The sequence below is a fragment of the Trichococcus palustris genome (assembly GCF_900114465.1).
In the GTDB taxonomy this organism is placed as follows: domain Bacteria; phylum Bacillota; class Bacilli; order Lactobacillales; family Aerococcaceae; genus Trichococcus; species Trichococcus palustris.
On record NZ_FOTD01000014.1, the window covers coordinates 1 to 20,828 of the forward strand.

General features: G+C 46.6%; 19 protein-coding genes. 6 read left to right on the forward strand and 13 right to left on the reverse strand.

What is annotated here, in order from left to right:
• Positions 1 to 247 precede the first annotated feature (247 nt).
• The 6 genes from BM101_RS09645 to glpK all read right to left on the reverse strand — a co-directional run bounded on the left by BM101_RS09645 (position 248) and on the right by glpK (position 6,097).
• On the reverse strand, positions 248 to 784 hold the full coding sequence (locus BM101_RS09645) for an IS3 family transposase (protein WP_093399848.1): 537 nt from the start codon (positions 782 to 784) through the stop codon (positions 248 to 250).
• Entirely contained in the window at positions 772 to 1,464 is a 693-nt protein-coding gene (locus BM101_RS09650) for a helix-turn-helix domain-containing protein (RefSeq protein WP_093399850.1), read from the reverse strand. Before BM101_RS09650 ends, BM101_RS09645 begins: the two co-directional genes overlap by 13 nt.
• 118 nt (positions 1,465 to 1,582) lie before the next feature.
• The gene (gene whiA / locus BM101_RS09655) at positions 1,583 to 2,524 is read right to left on the reverse strand and encodes a DNA-binding protein WhiA (RefSeq protein ID WP_087032878.1); all 942 of its coding nucleotides are present in this window, start codon (positions 2,522 to 2,524) and stop codon (positions 1,583 to 1,585) included.
• Between the two features lie 47 nt (positions 2,525 to 2,571).
• Positions 2,572 to 3,567, reverse strand: coding sequence for a gluconeogenesis factor YvcK family protein (locus BM101_RS09660; protein ID WP_087032876.1), 996 nt, complete (start codon positions 3,565 to 3,567; stop codon positions 2,572 to 2,574).
• Positions 3,564 to 4,454 carry an RNase adapter RapZ gene (gene rapZ / locus BM101_RS09665; RefSeq protein ID WP_087032874.1) on the reverse strand — a complete coding sequence of 297 codons (891 nt, stop codon included), beginning with the start codon at positions 4,452 to 4,454 and terminating at the stop codon, positions 3,564 to 3,566. Before rapZ ends, BM101_RS09660 begins: the two co-directional genes overlap by 4 nt.
• A gap of 131 nt (positions 4,455 to 4,585) precedes the next feature.
• Positions 4,586 to 6,097: a glycerol kinase GlpK gene (gene glpK / locus BM101_RS09670; protein ID WP_087032873.1), complete on the reverse strand. Its 1,512-nt coding sequence runs from the start codon at positions 6,095 to 6,097 to the stop codon at positions 4,586 to 4,588.
• Between the two features lie 409 nt (positions 6,098 to 6,506).
• On the opposite strand from glpK, the gene BM101_RS09675 reads away from it, so the two are divergent.
• The 6 genes from BM101_RS09675 (at position 6,507) to BM101_RS09700 (ending at position 12,779) form a co-directional block, all read left to right on the forward strand.
• Positions 6,507 to 7,688, forward strand: a complete 1,182-nt coding sequence (locus tag BM101_RS09675; protein ID WP_087032871.1) for a betaine/proline/choline family ABC transporter ATP-binding protein — start codon at positions 6,507 to 6,509, stop codon at positions 7,686 to 7,688.
• A 4-nt stretch (positions 7,689 to 7,692) separates the two neighbouring features.
• Positions 7,693 to 8,334: an ABC transporter permease gene (locus tag BM101_RS09680; protein WP_087032870.1), complete on the forward strand. Its 642-nt coding sequence runs from the start codon at positions 7,693 to 7,695 to the stop codon at positions 8,332 to 8,334.
• Positions 8,334 to 9,284 carry an osmoprotectant ABC transporter substrate-binding protein gene (locus tag BM101_RS09685; RefSeq protein ID WP_087032868.1) on the forward strand — a complete coding sequence of 317 codons (951 nt, stop codon included), beginning with the start codon at positions 8,334 to 8,336 and terminating at the stop codon, positions 9,282 to 9,284. The genes BM101_RS09680 and BM101_RS09685 overlap by 1 nt, the downstream gene beginning before the upstream one ends.
• Positions 9,281 to 9,958 (forward strand): ABC transporter permease, encoded by a 678-nt coding sequence (locus BM101_RS09690; protein WP_281251098.1) that lies wholly within the window; start codon positions 9,281 to 9,283, stop codon positions 9,956 to 9,958. Before BM101_RS09685 ends, BM101_RS09690 begins: the two co-directional genes overlap by 4 nt.
• A gap of 171 nt (positions 9,959 to 10,129) precedes the next feature.
• A complete protein-coding gene (gene asnB / locus BM101_RS09695) occupies positions 10,130 to 12,007 on the forward strand; it encodes an asparagine synthase (glutamine-hydrolyzing) (protein WP_087032865.1) in 1,878 nt (625 codons plus the stop codon).
• Positions 12,008 to 12,158: 151 nt separating this feature from the next.
• On the forward strand, positions 12,159 to 12,779 hold the full coding sequence (locus tag BM101_RS09700) for an NAD(P)H-dependent oxidoreductase (protein WP_087032864.1): 621 nt from the start codon (positions 12,159 to 12,161) through the stop codon (positions 12,777 to 12,779).
• Between the two features lie 208 nt (positions 12,780 to 12,987).
• On the opposite strand, the gene BM101_RS09705 is transcribed toward BM101_RS09700, so the two are convergent.
• From BM101_RS09705 to hprK, 7 genes are all read right to left on the reverse strand, one after another.
• Positions 12,988 to 14,715, reverse strand: a complete 1,728-nt coding sequence (locus BM101_RS09705; RefSeq protein WP_087032862.1) for a phospho-sugar mutase — start codon at positions 14,713 to 14,715, stop codon at positions 12,988 to 12,990.
• A gap of 188 nt (positions 14,716 to 14,903) precedes the next feature.
• Positions 14,904 to 15,884, reverse strand: coding sequence for a thioredoxin-disulfide reductase (gene trxB, locus BM101_RS09710; RefSeq protein WP_087033057.1), 981 nt, complete (start codon positions 15,882 to 15,884; stop codon positions 14,904 to 14,906).
• Positions 15,885 to 16,394: 510 nt separating this feature from the next.
• A complete protein-coding gene (galU, locus tag BM101_RS09715; protein WP_087032860.1) occupies positions 16,395 to 17,288 on the reverse strand; it encodes a UTP--glucose-1-phosphate uridylyltransferase GalU in 894 nt (297 codons plus the stop codon).
• Positions 17,285 to 18,331 (reverse strand): NAD(P)H-dependent glycerol-3-phosphate dehydrogenase, encoded by a 1,047-nt coding sequence (locus tag BM101_RS09720; RefSeq protein WP_087032858.1) that lies wholly within the window; start codon positions 18,329 to 18,331, stop codon positions 17,285 to 17,287. Before BM101_RS09720 ends, galU begins: the two co-directional genes overlap by 4 nt.
• A 17-nt stretch (positions 18,332 to 18,348) precedes the next feature.
• The gene (locus BM101_RS09725; RefSeq protein WP_087032856.1) at positions 18,349 to 18,999 is read right to left on the reverse strand and encodes an HAD-IA family hydrolase; all 651 of its coding nucleotides are present in this window, start codon (positions 18,997 to 18,999) and stop codon (positions 18,349 to 18,351) included.
• Positions 18,999 to 19,841 carry a prolipoprotein diacylglyceryl transferase gene (gene lgt, locus BM101_RS09730; protein ID WP_087032854.1) on the reverse strand — a complete coding sequence of 281 codons (843 nt, stop codon included), beginning with the start codon at positions 19,839 to 19,841 and terminating at the stop codon, positions 18,999 to 19,001. The genes BM101_RS09725 and lgt overlap by 1 nt, the downstream gene beginning before the upstream one ends.
• Positions 19,842 to 19,864: 23 nt before the next feature.
• Complete coding sequence (hprK, locus tag BM101_RS09735; RefSeq protein ID WP_087032852.1) at positions 19,865 to 20,803, reverse strand: HPr(Ser) kinase/phosphatase; 939 nt, start codon at positions 20,801 to 20,803, stop codon at positions 19,865 to 19,867.
• Positions 20,804 to 20,828: the final 25 nt, after the last annotated feature.

Here is a 20,828-nt window from a genome sequence, read left to right on the forward strand (position 1 = left end):
AACGACTCGTAAATTTACGACGGTAATATTTTTCACGCTTAATGAGCGCCCAAAACCCTTCCATAGGGCCATTATCAATACAACGAGCGACACGGGACATGCTTTGTATCATACCCGCCTCTCTCAAACGCGCACAGAATTGCTTGCTTGTATATTGAAATCCGCGATCACTGTGAAACAACGGATGAGCATCCGGTTCATTTTGTATGGCCGCATCAAAAGTCTGGAGGACTACCGGCATATCGTTTCAATCACTAATTATGTAGGCGACAATTCGACGGTCATAAAGATCCAAAATGGCACTCAAATATACTTTCTTAATTTCCGGTCCTTCGTAATACTTGAATTCGGTCACATCGGTCAACCATTTTTCATTTGGTGCATCTGCACGAAAGTTCCGGTTGAGGTGATTTTCGGCGATATGATACGGATTTTGTGCACCTTTGGTGATGCTATTTGCACGATGCTTGATTCGGGATTGGATTTGTTGGCTACGACAGATCCGAAGGGCGCGGTTGTCACTGATGATAATGCCATGGTTACCTTCTAACTCGTCGCGTATCCGACGATAACCCATATCGTCATGTTCTTCATAGATCTGTTTTGCCACTTCAGCGATTTGGTTGTTGCGAATCTCCCTTGGACTATGCGGTTGCTTAAGCCAGCGGTAATAGGCGGAGCGTGTCACATGTAAGATTTCGCACATCGCTTGCACCGGATAACCTTTTTCTGTATGGAGTTGCTTGATGGTTTCGTACTCAGCTTGTTTTCTTATTTCCGCCAACGATTCCTCCTTTCTAATTCTTGGAATTTTTTTGTTACATCAAGTTCCATTTGTAGACGTTGGTTTTCGCGTTTTAAACGTGCTAATTCGTCTTGTAGTAATTCCTCGGGAGTCCGGCTGGGCATTGTCCCTTTTCTGCGCCCACGGCGGTCTTCCAACCCTGCTTCTCCCAATTCTTCATATCTCTTTACCCATTGATAGATGTTTTGATAGGAGACTTGGTGTTTTAAAGCCATAGCACCATAATCTTTCCCATTTTCTAAACAGTCCAACACGATTTTTAAACGCTCATCTGCGGTTGTCATCCGACCTTTGCTCATAGTACTTCCTCCACTTTTCGTTTTGAAGTCTTTATGAGTATTATAAACCTTTAACCAGTTCTGCAGTTGCTTCTTGTTCCGCAAACCATATTTTTTAGCGATTTCAATCAGGCTGCCTAGGCCGTTCAGATAGTCCGTGACAGCTGCCAACTTCAACTCCTTGGAGTAATGATTGTTCTTCTTTGCCGGTAGAAGGGCCGATGGGCCACCCGTTTCATAAAGTGTAATCCATCTCTGGATTGTCGATTTCGATACGGTTAGTTCTCTTGCAGCCTCAGAAATACTGATTTCATTATTAAGGCATCTCTCAACGATTCTACATCTCTCTTCCACAGAATATTTCATTTGACGTTTAGACATAACAAAAAACCCCCTATATAAGACTTGAATTAATTCATTGTCCTATATAGAGGGAGCATATCAGAACGGTTGTCTCTCAGTTTTTTATTTTTAACATATTATCCAATACTATCAGCCGTCAGGGCATGCTATGCCGCATGCGCAGCGAATCCGCATAATCATTTATTTTTCTCAGGCGATGGTTGATGCCTGATTTTGAAATGGCACCGCTCGGAATCATCTCCCCCAATTCCTTCAGGGTCACATCGGGGTTTTCCAACCGGATGATTGCGATTTCCCTCAGTTTGTCAGGCAATTTAGCCAATCCGACCACGGAATCGATGAACTCAATGTTCATAATCTGCCTCGAAGCCGCATCGATGGTCTTGTTCATATTGGCATTTTCGCAGTTCACCAATCGGTTGACCGAGTTGCGCATGTCACGGATGATGCGGACATCTTCAAACTTCATCATGGCATTGTGTGCGCCGATCAAAGCCAGGAAATCCGCGATCTTTTCCGCTTCCTTCAGATAGGTTATGAATCCATTGCGGCGATCGATCGTCCGCGCATTCAGATCGAAATGATTCATCATGTCGCAGATGTCTTGATTGTGATCTTCGTAATTGGAATAGATTTCCAGATGATAGCGACTGGTTTCCGGGCTGTTCACCGAACCGCCCGCCAAGAAAGCGCCCCTCAGATAGGATCTTTCCTTCTGATCATTCGTCTTGATGTCTTCGGAAACTTGCGTCGTGAATGACAGCCCGTCGAAGATACTCAGATCCATCAAGAGTTCCTTCACGCCTTGCTTCAGGCGCACAATGTAGACGTTGTTTTTCTTCAGCTTCATCTTTCTGCGCACCAATAGTTCACTTTCGAATGAATAATGGTCTTTCAGGAGCACATACATCCTTCTGGCGATGGCCGCATTTTCCGTCTGGACGTTCAAGACGAATGCTTGATTGTAGATGCTGACGGAGCCGCTCATCCGGATCAAAGCGGTCAATTCGGCTTTGGCATGTTCACGATGTACCTCCAATGTTGTCAGCTCTTTCTTTACTTCCGCTGCAAAGGACATATTTTTTCTCCTTTCCTCTTACTTCTTTCTACTAGAAAAAAGGATGATTAGATTGTTTTGATGCTGGAAATCAAATTCAACAATTCAGAAACGACTTTCTTGCCGTCATGGTAGACCCCGCCGTTTTTCAGATCCACGAAGTCGGCCGAAATGACGCGGCAATTTTCAGCCCGCAAGCCTTTGAAGTCATGTCTGACTTGATGCAAATATTCTGCGTCAGCCTGCTGATTCAAATATTCCTCCGGCACTTTTTCCGTATTCACCAAAACGGTGTCGATGAATTTTTCTTTTAGATGGTGGTGCAGGACGCGGACATGATCCGCATCGGAGAAATTCTCCGTCTCGCCCAGCTGCGTCATGATATTGCAGATGTAGACCTTCTCGGCCTTCGTTTCGATGACCGCCCTCCCCAAATCGGAGATCATCAGATTCGGCAAAATGCTTGTATAGAGGCTTCCCGGTCCGATGACCACCATATCGGCCTCCATGATGCTGTCGATCACATTGCGTGATGCTACGGCTTCTCTTGATTCATCAAAGGGTTTGACATACACGCGCTCGATTTTTTTGCGTGCGCCGGCAATCTGGGATTCCCCTTTGACGATGGAGCCGTCCCAAAATTCCGCATACAGCGTCAACGGTTCTTCTGCAGCCGCATAAATTTTCCCTTTTACACCCATCAATACGGACAATAGGCGGATAGCGTCAAAAATGCTCCCCTTCATTTCCGTCAAGGCGGCAATGATCAGATTGCCGATGGCATGGCCGGAAAAGAAAGAATCCTTTGAATCGAAGCGGTATTGGAAAATATCCTCTTGCAGCTTCGGCAAATCGGAAAGGGCGATCAGGCAATTGCGGATATCGCCGGGAGGCACAATGTTGACGTAGTCCCGGATGATGCCGCTGCTGCCTCCGTCATCCGCCACCGTAACGATGGCGGTGACGTCTGCATTGCAATCTTTTAATCCCTTCAGAATGACCGGCAGGCCGGTCCCACCGCCGAGTACGACGATTTTTTTTGTTCTGCTTGTATTTTGGCTCATGAACGGTTCACCGTCTCTTTGCGCTTGTTTCTATCGCGATGGCTTGTGTTCACCTGATAGCCGTCGCTCGATAATTGCAGGCCGGTCCGTTCCGCCAAGGCGACGGACCGGTGTTGCCCCCCAGTGCAGCCGATGGCGATCGTGACGCTGGTTTTGCCTTCTTTTTTGTATCCCGGAATGATGTATTCCAACAGATCGATGAATTTCTTGTAAAAAAGTTCCGTTTCTGGCTGCTTCATGACATAGTCATATACCGGCTTATCCAGTCCGGTCAATGGCCGTAATTCATCCACGTAATGCGGATTCGGCAGGAAGCGGACATCCATGACGATGTCGGCATCGATCGGCAGCCCATATTTGAATCCGAAAGAAATCACCTCTATATGGAAGACATCCTTATTATCGACTTTAAAGGCATCCAAAATGCGCTCCCTTAATTGTCGCGGCGTGGTTTCGCTAGTATCGATGATCAGCTGTGAGCGCGTACGGATGTCATTCAGCAATTCGCGTTCTTTTTGGATGCCTTCCAGGACGGTCCCGCCCGATTGCGTCAATGGATGGCTTCTTCTCGTCTCCTTGTACCTTGATACGAGCACATCATCCTTTGAATCCAAGAAGAGTACCCTGGTTGTGATGAAAGAAGTATTGTCCAAACTATCGACAGCAGACATTATTTCTTCAAAGAATGCGCGGGAACGCAAATCGATCACCAAACAGATACGGCTTATTTTTCCAGATTCTTTTACAAGCTCCCAAAATTTAGGCAATAAGCTTGGCGGCATGTTATCGATGCAAAAATAGCCCAAATCCTCAAAAGTCTGTAAAGCTACCGTTTTCCCGGCCCCGCTCATCCCTGTAATTACTACTAATTCAAGAGTGTCTGCCATTACAATTCCTCCAGTCGATCCTTGTTTGTCATTATTATAACATACCGGGTGTATCATGCGCTTGTTTTATAGAACTTTATCTATTTTTTAATTTTTATTTGTGACAATTCTGCAAAAATGGAAGCCATTCGTCACATTTTTTTTGTTTTGTGTTTGAAGATGCGCGCGGCTGCGACCGCGTTTTGCCAGCCCTCGTAGAGATCGTCCCGTTTTTCTGCATCCATCCGCGGAAGGAATTCGCGGTCGGGTTCCCAATTTTTCACGATGTCATCGGTGTCTTTCCAGAAGCCGACAGCCAAGCCCGCTAGATAGGCTGCCCCCAACGCCGTTGTTTCCATAATTTTTGAACGGGTCAGGGTCGTGTCCAATAGGTCACTTTGGAATTGCATCAGGAAATCGTTATGGGCGGCTCCCCCGTCTACGCGCATGTTCCGGATGAGCAAGCCGGAATCTTTTTGCATCGTGTCGACAACATCCTTCGTTTGATAAGCCAACGACTCAAGCGTTGCCCGAATCAGATGCGCCTTCGTGGTTCCCCTCGTCAAGCCGAAGAACGCACCGCGGACGTCCTGATCCCAATAGGGGGCGCCCAAGCCGACAAAGGCCGGAACCATGTAGACATTCTCGTTGGAATCCAACAGCTCCGCATATTCTTCCGATTCGGCTGCAGTCCGGATCAGCTGGGCCTCATCGCGCAGCCATTGCAACGCCGAACCGGCGACGAAGATGCTGCCCTCCAGCGCATAGTTCACCTTTCCGTTCAGGCCATAAGCGATTGTCGTCAGCAAACCGTTCTTTGATTTTACCGGAGTAGTCCCCGTATTCATGACGATGAATGCTCCTGTTCCATAGGTATTCTTCACCATCCCCTGCTCGAAGCCGGTCTGGCCGAAGAGCGCCGCCTGCTGATCGCCGGCGATGCCCGCAATCGGGATGCGCGATCCATAGAAATCGTTCTCCTCGGTGTACCCATATACTTCCGATGAAGAACGGACTTCCGGCAGCATCGAAGCCGGGATATCCAGCAAAGCCAATATTTCTTCGTCCCACTTCAGGTCATAGATATTGAACAGCATGGTCCGGCTGGCATTGGAAACATCGGTCACATGGACCTTTTTCCCGGTCAGCTTCCAGACGAGCCACGTATCGATGGTCCCGAACAACAGCTCGCCTCTTTCGGCTCTTTCCTTTATTCCTGTGACATTATCCAAAATCCATTTGATTTTTGTCGCCGAAAAATAGGCGTCGATGATCAATCCGGTCTTCTCTTGGATGAAACGGTTGTGACCGGCTGCGATTAGCTCATCCGCTAACGCTGAAGTCTGGCGGGATTGCCAGACGATCGCATTATAGACCGGCAAGCCAGTATCTTTATCCCAAATGACCGTCGTTTCGCGTTGATTGGTGATGCCGATGCTCGCAATCTCTGCCGGTTGGATGGCTCCTCTGATCAACGCATCCGCAATTGCGGACTGCACAGTGATCCAGATTTCACTAGGATCATGCTCCACCCAACCCGGTTCAGGATAGTACTGCGTGATTTCCCTCTGCGAAGAAGAAATGATTTTTCCTTTTTTGTCCCAAATGATGGCGCGCGTGCTCGTCGTGCCTTGGTCTATTGATAAAATATACGCTTTTCCCATTCTATTCCCTCCAAAATTCTGTCTATGACGATCCGCTGCATTGGTTTGAAACACCCCGAAAGAAAATGTTCACCTTTACGGATAGAACGCTTTCTTCTTGTTTATTCATCGTATCATTCTTTGCATTCACGGACCATGCTTTTGATTGCAAACAGCATCATTTTTCGTCTTATTCCCGCCGGTATATCAAAATATTGAACCACGCACATATCAACATCAAACTAATTTGGAATAGCGAATTTTGGGAAATAAAAATAAAGCAAAATAACCATTAACCCCTAAGGATTAGGCGCCTTTTTTTTCGACTTTTTTTCACAATCTTCCCGTTTTTTATTTGCAGATTATTGGTATTGCTGGATAATGTAACATAACGGCTTTGTGAAATCAAAATAAATTTAGAGGTGAAACCATGATAGAATTTAAAAAATTGACCAAGAAATTCCCAGGCGGCAAAATAGCTGTCGATTCCCTCACACTTACCTTTGAAGATGGAGAATTTATCGTATTCATCGGAACAAGCGGAAGCGGGAAAACGACTTCCATGCGGATGATCAACCGTATGATCGAACCGACATCCGGCGAAATACGAATAAACGGCAAAAATATCAAAGATCTGAATGCTGTTGAACTTCGTCGTAAAATCGGCTATGTCATCCAACAAATTGGCCTGATGCCGCATATGACCATTTTTGAAAACATCGTTATGGTACCAAAATTACTGAAATGGCCGGTTGACAAACAAAAGAAAATAGCCGAAGAACTGATCCAAAAAGTAGATTTGCCATTAGAATTCTTGGAACGCTATCCATCCGAACTTTCCGGAGGGCAACAACAGCGGATCGGCGTCATCCGTGCCTTGGCCGCCGATCAGGACATCATCTTAATGGATGAACCTTTTGGAGCTCTGGATCCGATCACGCGCGATTCCCTACAGGAGTTAGTGAAGGATCTGCAACGTGAACTCGGCAAGACCGTTGTTTTCGTAACACACGATATGGACGAAGCCTTGAAATTGGCTGACCGCATCGTCATTATGCAGGAAGGGAAAGTTGTGCAATTCGATACGCCTGATAACATCTTGATGAATCCGGCAAATGAATTTGTCGAGACTTTCATTGGAGAAGATCGTTTAAGCCAAGCAAGGACCCATTTCAGAACGGTGGAACAGATTATGCTTCGAAAGCCCGTCTCCGTTTCTCCCGAACAAAACTTGTCTGACGCCATCAAATTGATGCGCATCCATCGCGTCGACAGTTTGTTTGTCACAGATGCCGCAGGAACTTTGCAAGGGATGCTTACCCTCGAAGCCATCGAGCAAAACCGCCGTCGACCGGTACCGGTTGGCGAAGTCATGACGAAAGTTTCCTTTGTTCGTGAAGGTACGCTCGTAAGGGATGCCCTACAACGGATACTGAAACTGGGCTATAAAAATATCCCAGTCGTCGATGAGAAGAACCATCTGATTGGTTTAATTACCCGCACTTCCATCGTGGATATGGTTTATGACACAATCTGGGGAGACGTAGAAGCAGAAATTCCGGCTGAGGACGTCATCGAAACGACGGCTGACATCGAAATGGATAGGGGGTGATATGATGATGGATTTCTTGACAACAAACGGCTCTGAATTGCTGTTTAAAATAGGCGAGCATTTTTATATTTCCATCCTGGCTTTAACACTAGGCGTGCTTGTCGCTGTACCCTTGGGAATAATTTTGACACGTTTCAAACGCCATTCTGGCCCCATCATCAGCTTCGTCTCCATTCTGCAGACGATCCCCTCTTTGGCTTTGCTTGCATTGATGATTCCTCTTTTCGGAATCGGCAAACTTCCCGCAATCATCGCTTTGTTCATTTACTCCCTTCTGCCGATTCTCCGGAATACCTTCATCGGCGTTTCCAATGTGGCTGACACTATTGTGGACTCCGCAAAAGGAATGGGGATGACGGAAAATCAGATAATCATAAAAGTGAAGGTGCCATTGGCGGCTCCTGTCATCATGTCCGGAATCCGTTTAGCCGGTGTCTATGTCATCGCCTGGGCGACGCTTGCCTCTTATATTGGAGCCGGCGGTCTAGGAGATTATATTTTCAATGGACTGAATGTCTACGATCAGGAAATGATCTTCTGGGGAACCATACCGGTAACCTTATTGGCTTTATTGGCCGACTTCCTTTTAGGGAAGCTGGAAAAAGTCCTTTCTCCTCAGACAACGACTGCAAAAGGAGGAGAATGATGAAGAATCGTTTAACAAAATGGCTCTTGCTTCCGATAGCGACAATTCTGTTGGCCGCCTGCTCACTACCCGGGCTCGGCACATCCGTAAACAGCGATGGTATCGTCATTACCGGTGGAACTACCACCGAAATGCAATTACTGAGTTATATGGTCAAAGGGATGGTGGGCCACTACCTGCCGGACGCTCCAGTCGACATGGTCAATAATCTGGGGTCCTCGACTTTGAATCATCAAGCCTTGATGGGTGGCGATGCAAATGTATCGGCAGTCCGTTATACAGGCACTTCCCTGACCGGGGAATTGGCCATGGACCCGCTTACTGATCCTGATGCAGCCTATGATGCCGTCGTGAAAGGGTTTGATGAACAATTCGACCAAATTTGGTTCCCGTCCTACGGCTTTGCGAATACCTATGCGTTTTTGGTGACGCGCGCATTTGCGGAAGAGAACAATCTTCAGACGATAAGCGATTTATCCAACCTCGCTCCGACTTTGAATGCCGGCATCGATAATTCTTGGATGAAACGTGAAGGTGATGGCTATGAAGCCTTCAAAACAACCTACGGCTTTGATTTCCAACACGTCTACCCGATGCAGATCGGTCTCGTCTATGATGCGCTGCAAGCCGGCGAGATGAACATCGTATTAGGCTACTCAACCGACGGACGGATTGCCAGTTATGATCTAGTCGTCTTGGAGGATGATCTTCATTTATTCCCGCCTTACGATGCCAGTCCTGTTGCAACCAAAAAAATTCTGGAAGCTTACCCTGAATTGGAAACCATTCTGCTGAAACTGGAAAATACGGTGACCGATGAAATGATGCAAGCAATGAACTACGAAGTGGATAACGACTTAGTGGAAGCACAGACGGTTGCCCAAAACTTTCTGGCAGAGAACAACTTTTTTGAAGATAAACAGGTCACACCCTTGAAGGAGCGAAAATGATGAATTTAAGTGACATGAATGTACTGCAACAGTTGCTTTACTACTATAGGGAAAACGGCAACTACGTATTCGAACAATTCACGCGCCATTTCCTCATTTCCATCTATGGCGTCCTGTTCGCAGCAATCGTGGCCATCCCTATCGGCTTTTGGATTGCCCGCAACAAACGTTTGGCCGACTGGATCATCGGGATTGCGAACGTCATCCAGACCATCCCTTCATTGGCTTTGTTGTCCATCTTGATGCTGGCTCTTGGGCTCGGCTCGGATACGGTCATCGCGACCGTCTTCCTCTATTCCCTATTGCCGATCATCAAGAACACCTATACGGGTGTGCGCAATATCGATGCCTCTCTTTTGGATACCGGAAAAGGAATGGGCATGACCCGTATGCAGTTGACCTATATGGTCGAATTACCGCTTTCCCTATCGGTGATTATGGCCGGCTTGCGGAATGCTCTGGTTATTGCCATCGGAATTACCGCCATCGGCACCTTCATTGGTGCCGGCGGTCTAGGAGACATCATTTCCCGCGGCGTCAATGCCACCAATGGGACAGCCATCATTTTGGCGGGAGCGATCCCCACTGCATTGATGGCCGTCATAGCCGACTGGATGCTTGGCTTATTTGAAAAAAGATTGGATCCATCTCGTAAAACAAAAAAATCGCTTTGATCCTTGAAGCATCTACAGGACAGCGCTAGGATGGGGATAAGTTAATCCTAACCCGGCGCTGTTCCTTTGCACCTACGGATAATTCCTTTTAATGGTTTTCCATTTGTGATAGAATATACTGGACTCTAGACAGTTAGAGTAACAGCGAGAGATACTTAAGGAGTGGTATAAATGTGTGGTTTTGTTGGATATGTCCATGGATCGACTGCATGGAACCATCAGACTGTAATTGAAGGTATGATGAATAGAATCATCCACCGCGGACCAGACAGCGGCGGCGTGTATTCTGATGATAAGGTAACTTTAGGCTTCCGTCGTTTAAGTATCATTGATTTATCCGATAATGGAAAACAACCGATGTACAGCGAAGACGGAAATTTGATATTAGTATTTAATGGCGAAATCTTCAACTTCCAAGAGCTGCGTGAAGATTTGAAACAGAAAGGCTATCATTTCCATTCAAAAACGGACAGTGAAGTATTGATCTACGGCTACAAAGAATATGGCTATGACTTCGTTAAACAACTGCGCGGCATGTTTGCTTTTGCGATTTGGGATAAATTAAACGATACCATGTTCATTGCCCGTGATGGCTTCGGCATCAAACCGTTGTATTACACAACCAACACAACCGACGGCAGTCTGTTGTTCGGTTCCGAAATCAAGGCTTTCTTGTCCCATCCGGCATTCATCAAAGAAGTGAACCATGATGCATTGCGCCCGTATTTGACGTTGCAATACTCTTCCATGGACGAAACGTTCTTCAAGGGTGTCTATAAGTTGAAACCGGCTCACTATATGGTTTTAAAAGGGAACGATATCCATACCGTTGAGTATTGGGACAAAAAATTCCATGCGGAAAACGGCACGTTGGAAAGCTATGTGGAAGAAGTCAAGGCAGTCATGGCTGACTCCGTCCGCGCCCATAAAATCAGTGATGTGAAGACCGGCGCCTTCCTATCCGGAGGCGTCGACTCAAGTCTGGTTACAGCTTTGATGAAACCGGAAAAATCTTTCTCGGTCGGCTTCTCCGAATACGAAAAAATGTTCAATGAAACGAACCAGGCAGCGGACCTTTCCAAAATACTGGGCATCGAAAATGTGCGCAAATATATTTCACCGGAAGAGGCATTCAAGGCGCTTCCTACCATCCAATACCACATGGATGAACCGCAATCGAACCCTTCTTCTGTGCCATTGTATTTCTTGGCCGAATTGGCTAAAAAAGATGTGACGGTTGTCCTGTCGGGTGAAGGTGCGGATGAAATCTTCGGCGGCTATTCTTGGTACGAACCTTCCAAGAAAATGGATTCCTACGAAAAAATCCCTTACGGATTGAGAAGGGGCGTCAGCAAACTGGCGCACAAACTTCCGAAGAATACCTTGACGAACTTCTTGGTCAAAGGCGGCCAAAAAGTGGAAGAGCGTTTCATCGGACAAGCCATCGTCTGGGATGAGGAAGAGGCTGTGGATATTCTGAAACCGGAATACAAAAACGGCCCTACCATCCGTTCCATCACGAAACCGATCTACGCACAAGTGAAGGATGCCGATGACGTGACGAAGATGCAATATCTTGATTTGAATCTTTGGATGCCTGGCGATATCCTGTTGAAAGCCGACAAGATGAGCATGGCCCATTCATTGGAACTGCGCGTTCCTTTCTTGGACAAAGAAGTGATGGAATTGGCAAAACGTATTCCATCAGACTACCGTGTCAACGAAATCGATACGAAATATGTATTGCGGAGAGCAGCCGCTGACGTATTGCCGGAAGAATGGGCAAAACGTCCGAAACTGGGCTTCCCTACCCCAATCCGTCACTGGTTGCGTGAAGAAGGCTTCTATAACGAAGTCAGAAAAGCCTTCTCTTCCGACTACGCTGCCGAATTCTTCGATACGAAGAAACTGGTGCAAATCTTGGATGACAACTATACGAAGAAACTGGATTACGGCCGTCAAATCTGGACAGCCTATATCTTCCTGGTATGGTACAAACGCTTCTTCATCGATGAAACAGCTTTGGATGCGACAGCATTCGTAGCCTAACGAGCCATCTTAATGAGCCCCCGATACAATCGGGCGGCTCATTTTTTGCATCAGAATAAAAAGCCCTTTTCTGGGGTCGCTTATTGCTTTCTTATCCTTGCATGGAAGTGTTATCATGGAGTTACAAAAATGATGAAAGAAGGTATAATATATGGCTAGAGTTTTAGTTATTCGCGCGCATCCTTTTGACAGCACGGTTTCACGCTCCATGAAAGTATTGGATGCTTTCCTGGAGGAATACAAAGCGGTTAATCCTTACGACAGAATCAAGGATATGAATCTTTATGAAGTCGCCATCCCGGAAATCGATCGCGATCTGTTGACGGCTTGGAAAGAATTGTCGAAAGGAACTCTTTTCGATCAACTTACCTCCCGTCAGCAAGAAAAAGTGACCCTTTTCAACCACTATACGGATGATTTTTTGTCAATGGATAAAATTATCATCGCTAATCCGTTATGGAACATGCATGTTCCGGCCCGCCTGAAGACTTGGATCGACACGGTCACCGTAGCCGGCCAAACCTTCCGCTATACCGAATCTGGAGCAGTCGGTCTGGTCCCCGACAAGAAGCTGTTGCATATCCAGGCGAACGGCGGTGTTTTTGAAGGACGCGATCCGGCAAGCCAGTACATCAAGGGCATCTTCACCTTCTTAGGTATTGAAGATATCTCGCAATTATTTGTCGAGGGCATGGATACCTATCCTGACCGGGCGGATGAAATCGTTGCGGCCGCCATCGAAAAAGCAAAGGAATTAGCGAAAACATTCTGATAGCTTAAGCGAAAGGAATCTTTGAACGCGAAAAGGCAGCGCACAACCGTGATGATGGTTGTGTGCTGCCTTTTTCTTATTAAGTAATCGCGTGCCAAAAAGCTGACTCGGCGTGCGTTTACAAATCGCTACAATTGTCAGGAACGACAAGCTTCGTGTTCGGGTCTAACGTTCCGAGTCAAAACGCTTTTCGTCAGACCTTTTTGGATTATTCTGCCGTCAAAGTACGGATGCTTTTTTCGAAGGCTGCCACTTTTTCATCGACAGCGTCCTGGGAATCGGCTTTTGCACCGATGTAGAACTTGATCTTCGGTTCGGTTCCACTTGGACGGATAGCAATCCAACTGCCATCTATCAGGAAGTATTTCAACACGTCGGAGCTTGGCATATCGATGTTTTCCGTAGAGCCATCTTTGAATGTCTTCGTAGAGTTACCGAAGTCTTCGGTGATGTCAACAGCAATTCCAGCAAAATCTGCCGGCGTTTCTGTTCTGAATTTTGCCATCAAGGCTTTGATTTTTTCCGCACCAGTGATGCCGGACATCGTAACCGAGATGGTTTGTTCCTTATAGAAGCCATGTGTCTCGAAAAGTTCCACTAAGCCATCATATAGCGTTTGCCCTTTTTTCTTATAATAGGCAGCCACTTCGGCGATCAACACCAAAGCTTGGATGGCATCTTTGTCGCGGACGAAAGGCTTAGCCAAATAGCCGTAGCTTTCTTCGAAGCCGAAAAGGAATTCCTTGCTGTGGTCTTCTTCATATTGTTTGATTTTTTCAGCGATAAATTTGAATCCGGTCAACACATCCACCATATCCACACCGTAAGATTTCGCGATGGCAGTAGGCAACTCGCTGGATACGATCGATTTCAACGCTGTTCCGTTGGCTGGTAATGTTCCCGCTTCTTTTTTCGCATGCAACAGGTAATCCAGCATCAAGGAAGCGATTTGATTCCCGGTCAAGACGACATATTCGCCTTTCGCTTTTCTGACGGCTGCCCCCAGACGGTCGGCATCCGGATCGGTTGCAACCAAAATGTCCGCATCCAATTCTGTACCAAGTTTGATGGCATATTCGAATGCACCAGGTTCTTCAGGGTTTGGCGATTTTACGGTCGAGAAATTCGGATCGGCTACAGCTTGCTCCGGAACGACATAGATGCCTTCAAATCCGGCATTTTTCAAAGCGCGTTCTCCCAACATTTGGCCAGTACCATGCAGCGGTGTGAAAACCAATTTCATTTCCTTGCTCATTTCATGGACAAGCGCAGCATCAACGGTAACGGTTTTGACATTTTCCAAATAAGGAGTATCAATATCTTCACCAAGGATGGTAATCAAGCCTTTTGCTTTCAATTCTGATTCATCCCCGACTGCAATCGTCAAAGGGTTTTCGATTGCTCTTACGTATTCGGTCAGAGCGTCTGCATCGGCAGGAGGCATCTGGCCGCCATCTTCTCCGTATACTTTGTAGCCGTTGTAAGAAGCCGGGTTGTGGCTGGCTGTAATCATGATGCCGGTCAAGGCATTCAAATGTCTGACAGCAAAAGATAATTCCGGTGTTGGACGAAGGCTTTCAAAGACAAATGCAGGGATGCCATGAGCACCCAATGTTTTTGCCGCTTCCATCGCAAATTCAGGCGATTGGTGTCTTGAATCGTAAGCGATTGCAACTCCGCGTTTCTTTTCTTCTTCGCCTTTTGCTTCCATTAGGCGAGCCAATCCTTCCGTCGCTTGTCGAACGGTGTAGATGTTCATGCGGTTGATGCCGACTCCCAAAACGCCGCGCATACCCGCAGTCCCGAATTCAAGCGGTGCGAAAAATGCATCTTTCAGAGCATCTTCCTTTCCCTCCAGCGCTTGTAATTCCTCTTTTAATTTAGGTTCTAATAAGGCAAAATTGTTCCATTGTTCAATGGTTTCTTTATAAGACATTCTCATCTTCCCTTCCTCATTATTTTAATCATATTATAACATTCTTTATCATCAATTGAGTAGAAAATTAAAAGATACACAAAGAATTCAAATATAATAATACAGCCATTCTTTTTATGGGCCTGCAGGGACAATAAAAACTGCAGCGCCCTTTATCGGATTCTGCAGTTTGGATATTTTTTCAGCTATTATTCAATTGTTTCTGAAATTTTTTCGGTTGCTTGTGCTATTTCTTGCCTATCTTTCAACTCTTCGATATACGCGAAAGCTCGGTTGCCGGCTTCTCCACCGTCGCCGACTGCTGTAATGATTTGACGAAGCGCCTTCTTGCGCACATCCCCGATGGCATATATACCTGGTACGCTTGTTTCCATATGTTCGTTCGTAATGATCCAACCCTCTTCATCAGTAATGCCGAGGTCCAAGAACGCTTCCGATTGGGGAAGGATACCCACATAGATGAAGACGCCATCGATCGGTTTTTCCGTCAACTCATTCGTCTTCACGTTTTTGATGACGACCTTGTTTACCCTTTCCCCGTCGCCCTTGATTTCTTCCACGACGGAATCCCAGGTGATGTCTATTTTTTCATTCTTGAAAGCACGCTCCTGGATGATTTTTTGAGCGCGCAGCTTATCGCGGCGGTGCACGATGTTCACGTCGGCAAATTGGGTCAAGAAGATGCCTTCTTCAACCCCCGAGTCCCCTCCGCCTACAACGACCAGCTTCTTTTCCTTGAAGAACGCGCCGTCGCAGACTGCGCAATAAGAAACGCCGCGGCCATTGTATTCCGCTTCCCCGGGAACATCCAATTTGCGGTGCTTCGAACCAGTCGCAATGATGACGGTGCGCGTTTTGTATGATTTTTTGCCCGCCTCAACGATGCGGTAATCCCCATCAATGACGATCCGTTTTACACTGCCATACTTGTGCTCGGCACCGAATTGCATCGCACTTTCATACATCCTTTCGGAAAGTTCCGGGCCAAGAATCGATTTGAAGCCGGGATAATTTTCTACCTCAGCGGTGTTGTTCATTTCTCCCCCGGGTATGCCGTGTTCCAGCAATAATGTCGCTAAGTTCGAACGGGATGCATACAACGCGGCGGTCATGCCGCCGGGGCCAGCTCCGATAATGATGACGTCATATATTTTTTCTTGTTGTTCCATATTTTTTACTCCCTTTGTCTTTTTCATATTCCCTCCGGCGCATAACCGGAAATGATTTCTTCCTTAGTTTACATTCGAAAGGCCCCTAGGTCCACCTTTCTGCTCAACAAAGGAAAGGAGGGGGATGTAAATCATGCAGTATGATTTACATCTCCCCCCTTTATTAAACATCTAGCAAAGTATAAATTGTATTGATATAAGAAACGCATCATGGCAGGTGTTTCACAGAATCCGAATCTGTTTGACGCCATCACATAATGTCTAGCGGTCCAAGCCTGCCTCTCGGAATAAAGATGAAGGGTCCTCTTGGCTCTGCGAGCCAAGACATACTGTTCGACTAACCTACTGACGCGGGAAGTCTCACAGCAATTGCGCTCTACGATGCTCATTTGCATGGGACTTTTAGGGATTCATCCCTTAGAGCCCCAGTATAAGGTGACCGGAGGGAAAGTTGCAGGGCCAGATTTCCTAAATTTCTGTCGATGCAGGGCGGGCTTGTCCCGCTTTTCTTTATTTTGCTGCGTCTTCTGCTGAAAGTTTCTCTGATAATTCAATCAGATAAGCCTTCAGTTTGTCTTTGATTTCAGGATGTTCCAATCCGTAGGCGATGCTTGTCGTCAAGAACCCGAATTTATCCCCTACATCATAGCGTTTGCCTTCGAAGCGTTTAGCGAATACGCGTTGCGTATGGTTCAATGTATCAATGGCATCCGTCAATTGGATTTCGCCGCCGGCACCAGGATTTTGCTTTTCCAAAATGTCAAAAATTTCCGGTGTCAGCAGGTAGCGGCCAATGATCGCCAAATTGCTCGGAGCATCTTCCGGTTTTGGTTTTTCGACAAATTTGCGCACGTTGAACAAGCCAGGCTCCAGTTCCTGATCGGGATCGATGATGCCGTATTTTGAGGTTTCTTCGTGAGGGACTTCCATCACGGCGATGTTGGAAGCATGGGTTCTCTCATAGGCATCCATCAATTGTTTTGTTAGAGGCACTTTATCCACCATCAAATCGTCTCCAAGCATGACCACAAAAGGTTCATCCCCAACAAAAGCTTTCGCTTGCAATACAGCATGACCTAAGCCCAACGGATAGGATTGGCGGACAAAATGGATACGCAGGCCGGTCGTTTCTTGAACCAGTTCAAGCAATTCCGTTTTCCCTTTTTCACGCAAGTTTGCTTCCAATTCAATATTCGAGTCAAAATGATCTTCGATGGGACGCTTGCTTTTCCCTGTTACGATCAATATATCTTCAATACCGGATGCGATCGCTTCCTCGACGATGAATTGGATGGTCGGTTTATCGACGATCGGCAACATCTCTTTCGCCATCGCTTTCGTAGCCGGTAAAAAACGTGTCCCAAAACCGGCAGCTGGAATAACTGCTTTTCTTACTTTTTTCATATCTCCTTGTTCCCCTTTTCCATAGTTTCTGAAGAGAGTTCCGCTTTTCCTTCGCGGAGCATCAGGTCTTCGATTACTTGTTTGACATCTGCTTTTTCATATAACACTTTATAGATGGCTTCCGTGATCGGCATTTCAATGCCTTTTTCCTGGGCCAATTCATAGGCCGCCTTTGTCGTTGCGACCCCTTCGACGACCATCCCCATATTGTTCAGTACTTCATCCAAATCATGCCCTTTACCGATCAAGTCACCGGCACGCCAGTTCCGTGAGTGCACGCTGGTCCCCGTCACAATCAGATCGCCGACTCCGCTTAAGCCAAAAAAGGTCAACGGATCTGCCCCAAAGGCAACGCCTAAGCGGCTTATTTCGGCCAATCCGCGTGTCATCAACGCTGCTTTCGCATTGTCTCCATAACCAAGGCCATGGAGCGCTCCGGCCCCCACTGCGATGATGTTCTTCAAGGCAGCGCCTAATTCGACGCCGATGATGTCTGTATTTCTGTAGACTCTGAAATAATTATTCATGAATAGCTTTTGGACATAGCCAGCCGCCACTTGATTTTCGGATGCCGCCGTGATCGTCGTTATATCCTTCTTGGCCACTTCTTCCGCATGACTCGGTCCCGATAAGACAACCAGACTGTCGTATTTCTCAGCCGGAATCTCCTCCTGGATGATCACCGAAATCCGTTTATGCGAATCCTGTTCCAAACCTTTGCTGGCATGGACCAGATGCGGCTTGTTCTTGCCGTCCAAAAGGAGCGCCACTTGTTTGGCAACGGCACGGATAGCTTTTGTCGGCAATACGAATACGATTGCTCCTGCCCCTTCCAGAGCCTTCTCAAGGTCTGTAAAGGCGATTATGGACTCGCTTAACACGACATCCGGCAAATAATGATGATTCGTATGTTTTTCATTTATTTCTTTTTGCTGTTCTGGGTCGTTTCCCCATAGTCGCACTTCATGCCCATTTTCATCCAGCACCATGGACAAGGCTGTCCCCCATGAACCGGCACCTAAAACGGCTACTATTTCCTTCATTCTTATCTTCCTTCCCATTAACCTCTTCTGTTGGAAAGAATAAACTCTTCCAATTCTTTTGGATTTCCCACAATTTTTGATGGATTGTAGGGCTTGATGAACGCTGTCGTTTTTTCGGACCAACCGACAAATACGCTGGCGACACCCGCGTTGTTGCCGGCAAGTATATCATGGTGATTATCCCCAACCATGACCGATGTTTCTTTATCTGCCTTCAAAAGGTCCATCGCCAATAGCAGTGATTCCGGATTCGGTTTTGGATGGATAAAATCTCCTGATCCAATGATCGTATCGAAGTACTCGGTAATCCCTAAAAGGTCCACGCCCTGTTTCAATACATCTTTCCGTTTTGTAGAGACGACGCCCATGCTGATGCCTTCCTGATGCAGTTTCTTGAGAAGCTCCTTGATCCCCGGGAAAATGCTGATCATCTCATCATGTTTTTCAAGCATCACTTCGCGGTAACGCGCAATCAATTCATCTTTTCGATTAAAATCCAATGTGCCGTATATCTCTTCCAAGCTGGGCCCATTAAATTGAGGCATATCGCTTTTTTGAAAGCGTCCCGGAAAATTCTCCTGCATCACGACAAAATGGGACTCGCTGATGAGTTGGTTGGAATCTGCGATTGTCCCGTCGAAATCAAACAAAACCGTTTTAAAAGTCATTATTTCACCGTTTTCCCTTTCCCGATTTCTGGATAGTATGGATCTGGAGGATAGTTATTCCTGCGGCGATAAGCCCAGATAATCCCGGCACCGAAGAATAAAAACAAGGACAGGAACTGCGAAACCCTGATTGGTCCGAACAGATAGAGACTGTCCGTCCTCATCCCTTCGATAAAGAAGCGGCCGAAGGAATACCACATGACATAAGTCAGTGCCACCTCGCCCATCCTGAGCGTCTTTTCCTTCCTGCGCAAGAACAGGATCAGGATGAAGCCCAGCAATGACCACAACGATTCATAAAGAAAGGTCGGGTGGTAATAGATACCGTCTATGTTCATTTGATTGATGATGAACGCCGGCAAATGCAGTCCTTCCAAAAAGGCACGGCTCACTTCTCCGCCGTGTGCTTCTTGATTCATGAAATTCCCCCATCTTCCGATGGATTGCGCTATCAGGACTGCCGGCGCTAAAATATCCAATGTCAATGCAAAGGATATGCCTTTTCTTTTTGTGTAGAAATAAATCGTTAAAATCCCGGCAATCAAAGACCCGTAGACGGCAATCCCGCCATTCCAGATTTGGATGATTTCGCCCGGATTTGCCAGATAGTACTGCCATTCAAAAAGAACGTAATAGATTCTGGCTCCGATGATGCCGATCGGCAACACCCAGAACATCATATCCACAATAAAATCCCCATCCAGGCCTTTTCTGGCCGCTTCCTGGCTTGCCAACGTCATGGCAATCAAGATGCCTACAGCGATGATGACGCCATACCATCGGATTTCCAATCCACCGAATGACAAAGCAATCGGATTCAGTGCGGCGACTAGATTATTCATTTTTCACGTTCCTTCCTTTGTGCTTATTCTTCTTTTAGTTTATTCTCTTCTATCAATGCTTCCAAGTTTTTTTCGAATGTTTCCGCTGCGTTATATCCCATATTTTTAGCACGGAAATTCATCGCGGCCACTTCAATGATGATGGCTAAATTACGCCCCGTTTTTACAGGGATGGTAATTCTTGGGACGTCCACTTCCAAGATATTCATGAGTTCCTCGGTGCTGCCGAGGCGATCGAATTTCTTTTCTTTGCTCCACATTTCCAGATTCACAATCAGGTTGACTTCGTTTGTCTGTTTGACCGCTCCCGCACCGAACAAGGTCATCACATCGATGATTCCGATACCGCGTATTTCGATCAGATGGCGTAATATGCTTGGCGCTTCGCCGATCAGAGTGTTCTCATCGTGTTGGTATAGGTCGACACGGTCATCCGCAACCAAACGATGGCCTTTCTGGATTAATTCAAGGGCGGTTTCAGACTTACCGACCCCACTGTCACCGGTGATCATGACGCCCATGCCGAATACATCCACCAAGACACCGTGCATGGAAACCCGTTCCGCCAATTTCCCCTCCAGGAAATTGGTGATATTGCTGGATACGCGTGTTGTTCTGGATTGCGCCGACAGGATTGGAATCCCCGCCTCTTGCGCTGCTTTCACCAATTCCGCAGGGGCCTCCAGACGCCGTCCGATGACAAAACAAGGTGTTTCTTTTTGGCATAGACGTCTCATGATGACGAGACGTTCTTCGGAGGTCATCCTTTCGGTAAAGGTAAGTTCCGTCATCCCCAACAATTGGATACGGGTAGACGGATAGTAAGTGAAGAATCCGGTCAATTCCAGACCGGGTCTTGAAATTTCGGCAGTTGTTATTTTTTTATCTAAAAATTCTTTCCCGCTAATTATAATAAAGCCTGAACTATCGACTAAATCCTTGACAGTAACTGTATTTGCCATACTTATCCCTCGTCATCTCTGTAGT